General features: G+C 51.2%; 9 protein-coding genes and 1 tRNA gene. 2 read left to right on the top strand and 8 right to left on the bottom strand.

Translation table 11 applies throughout. The features are described 5' to 3' along the window. The first annotated feature begins 292 nt into the window (after positions 1 to 292). Positions 293 to 925 (top strand): YchE family NAAT transporter, encoded by a 633-nt coding sequence (locus AYI96_RS09175; RefSeq protein ID WP_144361484.1) that lies wholly within the window; start codon positions 293 to 295, stop codon positions 923 to 925. 190 nt (positions 926 to 1,115) lie between these two features. Here the strand turns inward: AYI96_RS09175 and AYI96_RS09170 are convergent. The 7 genes from AYI96_RS09170 to astE all read right to left on the bottom strand — a co-directional run bounded on the left by AYI96_RS09170 (position 1,116) and on the right by astE (position 9,742). After that, positions 1,116 to 1,203 (bottom strand) — tRNA-Ser (locus AYI96_RS09170). A gap of 166 nt (positions 1,204 to 1,369) precedes the next feature. Further along, positions 1,370 to 3,370, bottom strand: coding sequence for a methyl-accepting chemotaxis protein (locus AYI96_RS09165; protein ID WP_039033004.1), 2,001 nt, complete (start codon positions 3,368 to 3,370; stop codon positions 1,370 to 1,372). Positions 3,371 to 3,532: 162 nt separating this feature from the next. Beyond that, positions 3,533 to 4,600, bottom strand: a complete 1,068-nt coding sequence (nadA, locus tag AYI96_RS09160; protein ID WP_039033005.1) for a quinolinate synthase NadA — start codon at positions 4,598 to 4,600, stop codon at positions 3,533 to 3,535. A gap of 167 nt (positions 4,601 to 4,767) precedes the next feature. Next, positions 4,768 to 6,372 (bottom strand): dihydrolipoyllysine-residue acetyltransferase, encoded by a 1,605-nt coding sequence (locus tag AYI96_RS09155; RefSeq protein ID WP_144361483.1) that lies wholly within the window; start codon positions 6,370 to 6,372, stop codon positions 4,768 to 4,770. A 10-nt stretch (positions 6,373 to 6,382) separates the two neighbouring features. Beyond that, positions 6,383 to 7,360: an alpha-ketoacid dehydrogenase subunit beta gene (locus tag AYI96_RS09150; RefSeq protein ID WP_039033007.1), complete on the bottom strand. Its 978-nt coding sequence runs from the start codon at positions 7,358 to 7,360 to the stop codon at positions 6,383 to 6,385. A gap of 2 nt (positions 7,361 to 7,362) precedes the next feature. Next, positions 7,363 to 8,541 carry a thiamine pyrophosphate-dependent dehydrogenase E1 component subunit alpha gene (locus tag AYI96_RS09145; protein WP_039033008.1) on the bottom strand — a complete coding sequence of 393 codons (1,179 nt, stop codon included), beginning with the start codon at positions 8,539 to 8,541 and terminating at the stop codon, positions 7,363 to 7,365. A 163-nt stretch (positions 8,542 to 8,704) separates the two neighbouring features. Continuing rightward, the gene (gene astE / locus AYI96_RS09140) at positions 8,705 to 9,742 is read right to left on the bottom strand and encodes a succinylglutamate desuccinylase (protein ID WP_071476040.1); all 1,038 of its coding nucleotides are present in this window, start codon (positions 9,740 to 9,742) and stop codon (positions 8,705 to 8,707) included. Between the two features lie 330 nt (positions 9,743 to 10,072). Between astE and msrA the strand changes: the two genes are divergently transcribed. Then, positions 10,073 to 10,552, top strand: a complete 480-nt coding sequence (gene msrA, locus AYI96_RS09135; RefSeq protein WP_144361482.1) for a peptide-methionine (S)-S-oxide reductase MsrA — start codon at positions 10,073 to 10,075, stop codon at positions 10,550 to 10,552. A gap of 70 nt (positions 10,553 to 10,622) precedes the next feature. Here the strand turns inward: msrA and pgm are convergent, their stop codons facing one another. After that, positions 10,623 to 12,272, bottom strand: a complete 1,650-nt coding sequence (gene pgm / locus AYI96_RS09130; RefSeq protein WP_144361481.1) for a phosphoglucomutase (alpha-D-glucose-1,6-bisphosphate-dependent) — start codon at positions 12,270 to 12,272, stop codon at positions 10,623 to 10,625. Positions 12,273 to 12,301 lie beyond the last annotated feature (29 nt).

The following is a 12,301-nucleotide window of genomic DNA, read 5'->3' as shown; positions in this document are numbered from 1 at the left end:
TCTCACATGAAATAAAATTACATCCAAACCGGGTGGACATCTGTGATCTTGGCCACAGGCATGGCGTTTTATGTAATTCAACAACGTTAAATCAGATTCAAGCATAGAAAAAATCTTTGTATTAGAATCGACTATACTGCAGCTTTGACTGCACTGATATTACGAAAATTTATTCGAAGTTGTGACCAAGTATAGAAAATCTCATTTCTGGGGTTTGTTAACTTAGGGTAGAGTATGCACCGTCTCAAGTTACTGTTTCCCGGTGAGTTCCCTACACTGGAAGGATACGAAATTGGATTTGACCCTGTACGTTAAATTTTTCCTCGGACTGGTGGCCATCATCAACCCGGTGGGCCTGTTGCCGGTATTTGTCAGCCTGACCAGTCACCAGACTGAGGCTGAGCGTAACCATACCGCTAAAATATCCAACTTTGCCGTGGTGGTAATCCTCTTGGTTACCACAGTGGTGGGTCAGTATATATTGAATATGTTCAGTATTTCGCTGTCGGCGTTCCGAATTGCCGGCGGTACACTGATTGCCATCATCGCCATGTCCATGTTGCAAGGAAAGCTTGGCGAGGTGAAACGCAACCAGGAAGAAGACAGAGAAGCCTCGGCGATGGAATCTGTGGCTGTGGTACCGCTGGCTTTGCCTCTAATGGCTGGCCCTGGGGCTATCAGCTCAGTAATCGTCTTTGCCGCCGAGCATAAAGGCCTGGCTAATCTGCTGGCCATGTCGGTGACTGTAGCGCTGTTTGGTCTGCTCAGCTTTGCATTGTTCAGAATGGCTTCGGTCATCAATAAGCTCCTCGGTAAAACAGGGATCAACGTGATCACCCGTCTGATGGGACTCTTGATGCTATCCATTGGCATTGAGGTAATAGCCGCAGGTTTTAAGGGGCTGTTTCCCAACTTACTGGGATAAAATCAAATCGGCTAATGTGTTGATATTATGGATACCCCTCTCACAAACTGTGCCGCAATACGTCAGGATTAGTCGTACAAAGCTAATTTGCTGCAGAAAGGTTGGGAATCTTGACTGCGCAGCCGCTATCATTCAAAGGACTATGCTCAGAAAAGCAAAAACCCGACCATAAGGTCGGGTTTTTTTAATCTGGCGGTGAAGGAGGGATTCGAACCCTCGATACGTTGCCGTATACACACTTTCCAGGCGTGCTCCTTCAGCCACTCGGACACCTCACCGTTTCGATACTTTTTACTGTGGGTATCAACACATCTATCAGGAGTAATATCTCTATCCCCTTGATGGAGCGGTACTTTACGCAAAAGGCGAATGCCGGTCAAGCAAAAATCCGCCTTAATCTCCGTTTGCGTGTTTGATGAGCAAAGGCGATGAAAAATACTTCAATCAGTGTTCATTTAAGCGGAATTTACTTACCTCATCGCTCATTTTGTTGGCGTCTTTAATCAGCAGTTCGTTGAGTTTGCCAAGCTCATTGGCTATATCCTGGGTATTGCGGTAGATATCACTGATCTGCATCGCATTGCGATTCACCTCTTCTGATACGGCCGACTGCTCATGGGTTGCGGCAGCTATCTGTTCATTCATGCTATCAATAACTTCCACGTGTTCAACTATGCGCCTGAGCTCCTCACCGGCGCGGTTTGCCTCATCAACACTGATGCCGGCCTGAGCCTTGCCTTTGGTGATAGCGGCTACCGCTACTTCGGCGCCCTGTTTGAGCCTTTCTGTCATATTACGGATATCTTCAGTGGAAGATTGTGCCCGCTGCGCCAGATTGCGCACCTCATCGGCCACCACGGCAAAGCCGCGGCCCATTTCGCCGGCCCGGGCGGCTTCGATGGCGGCATTAAGCGCCAGGAGATTGGTCTGCTCGGCTATGCCACTGATGACCTCCAACACACTGACAATGCCGTGAATATCTTTATCCAGTTTGGATATTGCATCGGCGGCATAACTAATTTCTTCAGCCAGTTCATTGATGGCCGATGCCGTGCGCCCCACTTCCAGGCTCCCTTCCCTGGCCTCAGTGCTGGCTTGATTGGATGCTTCAGAGGCCCGTACCGCGTTGGAGGCAATTTCCTGTACGGTTGAACTCATCTCTGTCATCGCAGATGCCACTTGCTCTGTCTCGCTGGAGCCAACCGCTACATCGGCCTGCATCTGAGTAGAATGCTGTTCCATCTGTTGTACCACTCCCAGCAAGGTCTTGCTACTGGAGCGAACCCGCAGTATCACCAGCTCAAAGTCGGCCATCATACTATTGAAGGATTCGGCCAGCTCACCAAACTCATCTTTACCCGTATGGGGCAAACGCACACTTAAGTCATAGTGAGCCCGGGCTCGGGTAACGCCCTGATGCAATTCCCGCAAGCTGCCATGCAGATATTTGAGTATGATGCTGGAGACCAGACTGACAATGATTAAACCAAACACCATAACCCCAAGTACTATCCAGGTCTGGTTAGTAGCATTTTGCTGTTTGTTCAAGGTCTCGGCCAGGAGTTTATTCGACAGCTTCTGCTCAAATTCATGTAACAGATTGATGCGTGCTGTCGACTGATTAAACCAGATCTCCGGAGATTGGGACTTGAGATCCTCGGCTTTCTGGCCATAAGCCAATTCCCTCAAGCGAGCGACTTCGGCGACAGCAGCTTGGGTTTGCAATGCCTGTAAATCCTTGCGAGCGGTTTCATCAGCCAAGGCCACAAACCTTTCCTGGTAAGCGTTTTGTTCAGAGACCAAAGTGATAAATTTACGGTAGACACCGGGTTTGAACTCACTCTGTCCGAAGGTTGAACTGAGTACCGCCCGCTCGATACCTGCGCGTTCCTTCATCTGCAAAAACGCCGAAAAAGCGGCGGCCTTGATGGCAATCTGTTGATCGCCGCCCTTCTGCACACTAAGATCGACTATCGACAGCAGTAATTTATTCAGCTCAGTGTAAAATGCCACTTCTTCGGCAACGCTTATCCCTTGTATATCTACCAGATTGCGAATGTCTTGCAAACGGGCAATGCTACTTCTTGCCTTCGTTAAATCGGTAGCAAAATCGGCGGGAAGCTGATGATTATTCAAGAAATCATTAAATTGCTGGAGTTGTTTATCTGTGAGTTGCCGCTGGCCCGGTAGTTTATCGGCAAAACTCTTGCCCTTGGAACCGAGATAACCCGCGCTCATGCCGCGCTCTTTTTGCAGTTCATGTACCAGCGCCGAGTTGACCACCGCCAACTCGCTGAGATCCAGCACCTCTTCCAGACCATTGGCGAGCGACAGTCGATCGCTGAACAATAAAATACCAAATAGGGTTGCCGCGATAAAAGGCGGCAGGATAACCAAGAGAAATTTGTGTTTCAGAGGAAGATTTTCAATCCATTGCCATTTCATTGATGCATCCTTTAAGCAGCTAACTAATTCATTTATTAATATGAAATTTATTTTTCAGCATACGTTGGCAAGTATAGTCGATGCCAATGGATGTCAATGGAAAAAGAGCCTACAAATGTAGGCTCTTTATTGGCTTGTCGAATAAAAAACAGTTTAAGCTATTCAGGCGTTGCCTTTGACCTGCATGTTGAGGGTTTTGGCAAAATCCAACATTCGAGTCAGCGGCACCAAAGCGCCTTGACGCAGCGCTTCATCGACGAAAATCTCATGTTGACTGTTATCCTGGTTTTCCAGCGCGCTGGCAATCGCCTTGAGACCATTCATTGCCATCCAGGGGCAGTGAGCACAGCTGCGGCAAGTGGCACCTTCACCGCCGGTTGGGGCTTCAATCAGGGTCTTGCCCGGCGCTGCCTGTTGCATCTTATAGAAGATGCCTCTATCGGTGGCCACGATAAAGGTATCATTGTCCATGGTCTGGGCAGCTTTGATCAACTGACTGGTTGAACCTACGGCATCGGCCATTTCCACAACACTCGCCGGAGATTCAGGGTGAACCAGAATGGCGGCGTTCGGGTGCAGCGCCTTTAATTGACGCAAGGCGTTGGCCTTGAATTCATCGTGCACAATACACTCGCCCTGCCACATCAACATCTCGGCACCAGTTTGCTTGGCAATATAACTGCCCAAGTGACGATCCGGCCCCCAGATGATCTTCTTGCCTTCGCTGTCCAGGTGTTCCACGATCTCCAGCGCTATGCTGGAAGTCACTACCCAATCGGCCCGGGCTTTGACCGCAGCCGAAGTATTGGCATAGACCACAACTGTGTGATCCGGATGCGCGTCGCAGAAAGCACTAAACTGCTCAATAGGACAACCAACATCCAGAGAACAGGTGGCTTCCAGAGTCGGCATCAGAATGGTTTTTTCCGGGCTCAGGATCTTGGCGGTTTCCCCCATAAACTTAACCCCGGCAACGATGAGCGTTTTGGCGGGATGATCACGCCCAAAACGCGCCATTTCGAGCGAGTCGGAAACGCAGCCACCGGTTTCCTCGGCCAGAGCCTGAATTTCAGGGTCCGTATAGTAATGGGCAACCAGCACCGCATTCTGCTCTTTGAGCAGTTGCTTGATCCTGGCTTTGTATTCGCTTTTTTCCTGTTCAGACAAGGGAACCGGTTTTGGCGGGAAAGGATATTGAATATTTTCTATGCTTGGTGCTACCTGACTCATAACAGACCCAATGCGACTAATACTGTTGGCAATTATACGAAATCTGCCATCAAATCGTAACCACTTTGTGCTCAGGATCAAATAAAGCCATTGCCTTAAGCAGGCAGGAGTAATCTTGCTCCCGAAACACACCTAAAACAAGGCCCCGCAATGCGGGGCCTCCAATCTTATCTCATCGCCAACAGCATTTCCTGCGGCTGCTCGAGATATTGTTTCCACAGATTACAGAAGCGGGCAATGGTGCCGCCATCTATCACTCTGTGATCGCCTGACCAACTGACCTGCATCAGTTTACGAGCTTCCACCTTACCCTTGGCATTAAAGCGCGGCAGGGTTTGCACCTTACCCAAGGCCACAATCGCCACCTCGGGTTTATTGATAATGGGCGTTGCCACAGTGCCGCCCAGCGCGCCTATGTTGGAGATGGAGATGCTGCCATCTTTAAGATCGGCAGGCGCCACTCTACCTGAGCGCGCGGCCTGGGTCAGACGGGTGACTTCGGCAGCAACATCCAGAATCGATTTATCCTGTACATCCTTGACGTTAGGCACCAACAAACCGACCTTGGAGTCGACGGCCATCCCTATGTTGTGACGACCAAGATAAGTGAGTTCGGTACAATCTGCGTTCACTCGGCTGTTGATCACCGGAAACTCGGTCAGCGCCAGCGACATGGCCTTCATAAAGAAAGGCATCATGGTCAGCTTGAGCTCGTCATTGGAGTACTTGGCCTTCATCGCTTCACGAAGGGCGATAAGCTCGGTCAAGTCCAGCTCTTCGCAATAAGTAAAGTGCGGAATGCTGGAGACGGACTCTGTCATCATCCGCGCCATCACGGCACGAACGCCCTTGATAGGCTCTACCCTATCGCTTGCCGTTGCCGCTTTGCTGGCTTGCACTTGGCCCTCTGCCAAAGTTTGGGTTTGGGCTTGTGCCTGAGGAGTCGCCCCCTTGAGGAAACGCTCAATATCCTCTTTATAGACCCGGCCGTTTTTACCGCTGCCAGGCACTTTGGCGATATCGACATCCAGACTGCGAGCCATACGTCTTACCGCTGGGCTTGCAAGTGCCTTGCCCTGGGGCACCATACTGCAGGCGGCGGTTTGCGAGCTGCTCTGGGCTTGAGCCTGTGCTTGAGAGACGGCAGATGCTGAGCCTGATGGAGCACTTGCTGCAGCGGTTTGAGCCACGGCTGCACTACCGGATTCAGCGGCAACTTCAATGGCAAACAGTGGCTGATGCACCTGGGCCAACTGGCCCTTGCGGTAGTGCAGCTTGACAATTTTACCGGCCTTCATCGCCGGGATTTGCACCAACGCCTTATCAGTCATTACATCACAGATAGGTTGATCTTCAACCACAGTGTCGCCTTCTGCGACCAGCCACTCCACCAGTTCGCACTCGACTATGCCCTCGCCGATATCCGGCAGCATAAAGTCTTCCACCTGACTGCTACCGCCAGCCGTAGTGTTAGTGCTAGACGATGCAGCAGTATCGGCGCTGGCTGCAGGTACAGGCGCTTCGCTGTCTGCAGCATCCACTTCCACGGCATACAAAGGCTCATGCACCTTGGCAATTTCACCCTTGGCGTAATAAAGCTTACTGATAACACCCGGGAAAGGCGCAGGAATTTGCACCAGTGCCTTGTCTGTCATCACATCACAAACAGGTTGATCTTCGGCGACGGTATCCCCCTCTGCCACCAACCATTCCACCAGTTCACACTCGACAACACCTTCGCCTATGTCGGGCAAAATAAAATCTTTAATCATCCTGGCTCTCCTAAAAATTCACCGAGGCCTTGATGGCTTCAAAGGTTTTAAGCGCATCCGGCATATATTCTTTTTCATGGATTAAGGGATATGGCGTATCCAGACCACAAACCCGGCTGATGGGCGACTCCAGATACAGGAAACATTCCTGTTGGATGGTAGCGGCAATTTCACCGGCAAAACCACCGGTCAGTGGCGCTTCGTGGTTGATAAGCAATCTGCCGGTCTTTTTCACCGACTCGGCCACGGTTTCCACATCCCAAGGGGCCAGAGTACGAAGGTCGATGACTTCGCAGTCAATACCTTCCTCTTTGGCCATATCGGCTGCTTTCTCTATGATTTCCATCTGCGCGCCCCAGGCCAGCAGAGTGATATCTTTACCTTCACGAACCACTTCGGCTTTACCCAGCTCCAGTTGATAATCGCCTTCCGGCACATCGCCGACAGAGGCGCGGTACAAGCGCTTGGGCTCGAAGAAGACCACAGGGTTGCTATCGCGAATGGCAGCCAGCAGCAAACCCTTGGCTTGGTAGGGGTTACGGGGAACCACCACCTTGAGACCGGGCGTTTGGGTAAAGTAGGCTTCCGGTGACTGGGAGTGGTAATGACCGCCGGCAATGCCGCCGCCATAGGGGGTTCTGAAGGTCAGGCCGCCGACATCAAACTCGTTGCCGCTTCGGTATCTGAACTTGGCTGCTTCGTTGACGATTTGATCGAACGCCGGGAAGATGTAGTCGGCAAACTGGATTTCCGCTACCGGCGTCATGCCGTTGGAAGCCAGGCCGTTGGCAAAGCCGGCAATCCCCTGCTCGGTAAGTGGAGTATTGAAGCAGCGCTCACGGCCAAACTTTTCCTGCAAACCGGAAGTTGCCCGGAACACACCGCCGAAATGGCCTACGTCTTCACCGAAAACCAGCATCTTGTCGTCGGCTTCCATCGCTATGGTCAGGGCATTATTGATGGCCTGTAACATATTCATCTGTGCCACGCTTATGATCTCCCTGCTGTTTTAGGATAGGCTTTCGGATACTTGGCAACATGGGCCTTAAGCTCGGTTAATTGCTGCTTGAGCGCCGCAGTCGGCTGATCAAAAACGTCTTCTATGATGGCTTCTATGGCTGGTGCCGGAACCTTTTCGGCCACTTTTACCGCGGCCAGCACTTCCTCACGATACTTCTCATACAGCTCGGTCTCGTCGCTTTCCTTGAGCCAGCCTTTGTTGATCAGCCACAACTTGAAGCGTTTCACAGGGTCGTGCTGTTGCCACTTGGCTTCTTCCTCTTTGGAGCGATAACCGGATGGATCGTCGGAAGATGAGTGGGCACCCAGGCGGTAGGTCATGGCTTCAATCAGCACAGGCGCGTTGTTTTCAAGCGCGTAAGCTCTGGCTTGCTGAGTTGCGGCCAGAACCGCCAACATATCGTTACCGTCGACTCTGATGGTGTGCATGCCATAACCAACGCCGCGGCTGGCTATGCCGTTACCGGCGTACTGCTCTTCCGTAGGGGTTGAGATGGCGTAGCCGTTGTTACGGCAAAAGAAGATGACCGGCGCTTTATGAACTGCGGCCATATTGAGACCGGCATGGAAATCGCCTTCAGAGGCAGCACCTTCACCGAAGTAACAGATGGCGACATTACGCTTGCCTTGCATCTTCAGCGAGTAGCCTACACCGGATGCCTGCGGGATCTGAGTCGCCAGCGGTGAAGAGATGGTTTGGTAGTTGAGTTCACGGCTGCCGTAGTGAATAGGCATCTGCCGGCCTTTGCCCAGATCTTTCTCATTGCTGAACATCTGATTCATAAACTGCTCTGTGCTAAAGCCGCGATAACGCAGTGCGGCATGTTCGCGGTACTGGGCAAGGATCACATCCTTGTCATCCAGCGCGGCGGCACTGCCGATAACGGCAGCTTCTTCACCGATACAAGTCATGTAAAAACTGATCCTTCCCTGACGCTGGGCGCCCAACATACGTTCGTCCAGGACACGCGTAAAGACACAGGTATCGAATATCTTGCGTGACAGGGCTTCATCTATGACGGGCAATACCGCCTCTTCATAGGTGGTGCCGTCGGCCTGAAGTATTTTGAGTACAGGGATATGCAGCGAGTCCTTGTTCAAAAAACTCACCCGATGCACCGTCTCGTTCATATTTGTTGCGTTGCTCATAGTGTGCTCTTGTTGTCTCTGGGTTTGTCCGGCTCGAAACCGGCCCTACCGATTTTTTCAGTACGCGCCCCGAACATTACGTTAACGTAAACTAGCAAGCAACTCCCACCATGGGTGCTTTGCCAACTAGCATGGGATCGGCGCGTATATATTGGTTTACAATTCAGGCCAATGGCACCTCTTTGGCTTGAACCAGGCAGATTACTGTACGTTGGCCAATGGGCACCTTGGCGTTGGGAAACACCACGGCTTCCGAGTCCTGTTCTACTCGAATATCCCTGCCCGCTTCCCGCGCCAGCACATAACCCTTGGGGAAAGCGCTGAAGTTTTCCACATCACTGGCGAAGGTAAATTCAAAGTCGTCGGCCTGCTTATTGATGACCCTACAGACCTGATAGATATTGACCCGCTCAAGCGCCTGCTCCTCGAGTTCGAGCGATTGTTTGCAGATCAAACGACTCAGCATCTCCCGGGTAGCGATAAAACGTGTCATATCGTTTTGTCCCATGGGGTAAACCTTGCCCAGCTCAATGGTAAAGGCGTCGGCGCCAAACTGATTTGACGAGAAATAGCTGAAAGTGGTTGTGGGTTCGTGATGCAGCAACACGGTATCGACTCCGGCCGCCTCCAGGAACATCAATTGTTCACGGCTGTAAGCCTTACCCGGTCGATAGGGATAGATGGCAAACTTTTCATGTTTGGAGCCGCGAATGGCGGTGTGCAAATCGTAATGGATCCTTTGTCTTGCCCCTTGTGGTGCGTCTTCGAAGAAACGTGTGACATAAGTTTCCAGCTTCTTGGCGCGGATCCGCTCCGGGTTCACCAGCCCGGGGGGATTGGAGTGTTCACCACTGAACAGTCGGTTGAGGTTTTCATCGACAATACGGGTGCCACGGTTAATTGCCGCCGGGTTACCGAATATGAAAAGTACTCGCTGCCCTACCCGTAGCTCTTGCTTCAACAGCGACTTGATAATGCCATTGCACAGCTCGATAGGTGCAGTTTCATTGCCGTGTACCCCGGATGACAGCACAATATCTTTATCACTTTGGTTATCCAGAGGCTCGAACAGCAAGACTCCTGTGTCCCAAATCGCTATCCGGGTGTGGTCGCCAAGCGTGCCGCTAACACTTTCCAGAGAATTGGGGTTATCCAGAGTCAATGACAGGAAGTCAGGATTATCCTTCAAGGCTTGTAACACGAAATACTCCTTCTTATTGCCGCTTTGGCTGTTGTTTCCATTAACGCTGCCTCCTGGGAACTTGTCAAAATGCGTTTGCTTGTTGAGACCAGCGCCAGAGAGCAAGGTTTCATAGTATCACAGCTTAACCTGTTGGCTATGTGACTAAATACCTCGCTTCGCAGGAGTTTTATCAAAACGGCTGTCGCCAAAAGCCACCTCGAGCTGGCCAGGGCCTATTCAAAAGAGAGCTAGCTATATGCACAAGTCAAAATCAGTCAAACACGACACTTGACAGGAAAACTTATTGCGCATAATTTTAGCCATCTGGACATCTGGAAGGTAAATTAAATGGCGGTAGCAACATTCGGTGGCGGTTGTTTTTGGGGAGTAGAGTATTTCTTTCGCCAAGTACCCGGCGTATTAAACGCCAGCAGTGGTTATATGGGGGGGGATGATAGAATCAACCGTTATGAAGAGGTAAAACAGGGCAACAGCGGCCATGCCGAAGTGGTTCAGGTGGAATTCGATGACACCCAGGTTTCATTTACCGAGCTGCTGCAAGTTTTCTGGCGTAATCACAACCCTACCAGCCTAAATCGCCAAGGAGGCGATATCGGCACTCAGTATCGGAGCGTGATTTTTTTTCACAGCAAAGAGCAAAAGGAGCAGGCCGAGGCCTCAAAACTGGCATTAGCTCGTAGTGGAAAGTGGGGACAGCGGCACATAGTGACGGAAATTGTGCCAGTGAAACAGTTTCATCGCGCGGAAGAATATCATCAGGATTATATCCAGAAGAATAACCTGCCCAGTTGCCATCTGGAATATTGATCCCCGGGAATAAAAAAGCGCAGCTGTGTTCACGGCTGCGCTTTTTTACTGAACTGGCAATCTCTTAAGCTCAGTTCGGCTTGCCTTTTAGGGCGCTGGTTATCAGCGCTCTCGCCTGTTCCAATATCTGCTGCAGATGCTGCTCGCTGACAAAGCTTTCGGCGTAAATTTTATAAAGTGCCTCAGTGCCTGATGGTCTGGCGGCAAACCAGCCGTTGTCAGTTAACACCTTAATACCGCCAATGGCACCATCATTGCCGGGAGCCTTGGTCAGTACCGCCTCAATCTTGTCTCCAGCCAAAGTCTCTGCCCCCAAGGTATCTGCATTGAGGGTGGCAAAACGCGCCTTTTGCTTGGGATTGATTGGGCTGTCTATCCGTTTGTAGAAGCAATCACCGTGTATGGCAGCCAGTTCTGCATAACGCTCGGCTGGATTTTTGCCGGTCACGGCGAGGATTTCAGCGGCCAGCAGCCCGAGAATAAAACCGTCTTTGTCCGTGCACCAAGTTGTACCGTTACGTCGAAGGAAGGCGGCGCCGGCGCTTTCTTCACCGCCAAAGGCCAGGCTGGCTTCACTCAAGCCACTGACAAACCACTTGAAACCAACCGGCACTTCACAAAGCTGGCGCCCGTGTGAGGCAACAATCTTGTCTATCATGCCACTGGAAACCAAGGTCTTGCCTATTTGCAGCGTCTGTGGCCAATCGGGTCTGTGTTCCAGCAGGTAATCTATCGCCACTGCCAAAAAGTGGTTGGGGTCCATCAACCCTGTCTCTGGGCAGACTATCCCGTGTCTGTCGTAGTCAGGATCGTTGCCAAGACAGATATCAAACTCATCCATGTGCTTAAGCAAGCCTGCCATGGCAAAAGGTGACGAGCAGTCCATACGGATCTTGCCGTCTTTATCCAGTGGCATAAAGCCGAAACTGGGATCGACCCGATCGTTGACCACTGTGATATTCAGCCCATAACGGTCGGCAATATGTGACCAATAATGGATGCCTGAGCCGCCCAGGGGGTCGACACCTATGCGAATGCCGGCATCTTTGATGGCTTGCATATTTATTACAGAGGCGAGATCGGCAACATAGGGCTCAATAAGATCGGTCTCTTTGATGAGTCCGATACTGGCGGCTACGCCGTAGTTGAGTTTCCTGACCCCTTCCAGCTGTGCCTTGAGATAATCATTGGCTCGCTGCTCAATCCAGGCGGTAATCTCACCTTCAGCAGGCCCACCATGGGGCGGATTGTACTTAATTCCACCATCCTGCGGTGGATTGTGGGACGGGGTAATAATAATGCCATCACTGAGCTCGGCGGCATTTCGGTTTGCGCTAACTATGGCATGGGAGATAACAGGCGTTGGCGTAAAGCCCTGCCTCTCTTGCACCACCAACTTCACATTGTTGGCCAGCAAGACTTCAATGGCTGATATATAAGCAGCCTCGGACAAGGCATGAGTGTCCATGCCCAAATAAAGCGAACCTTCAATCCCCTGAGATTGGCGGTAATCTACCACTGCCTGGGTAATGGCCCAGATATGATTTTGATTGAAACTGCCATTGAAGGAGCAGCCCCTGTGCCCAGAGGTGCCAAAGCTCACTTTCTGGGCAGGGGCATCACAGTTGGGGACAATTCGATAATAATGGCTCATCAGCCGCGGAATATTAACCAGATCCTTCTGTATGGCCCTTTTACCGGCCCGCTCATGAATAGCCAAAATAGTACTCCTTGATGACAGATGTTGAT

The sequence above is a fragment of the Shewanella sp. MSW genome, from assembly GCF_007636515.1.
Lineage (GTDB): Bacteria > Pseudomonadota > Gammaproteobacteria > Enterobacterales > Shewanellaceae > Shewanella > Shewanella indica.
The sequence above is the reverse complement of the archived record's forward strand: the minus strand, read 5'-3'. Positions and strand labels throughout refer to the sequence as shown.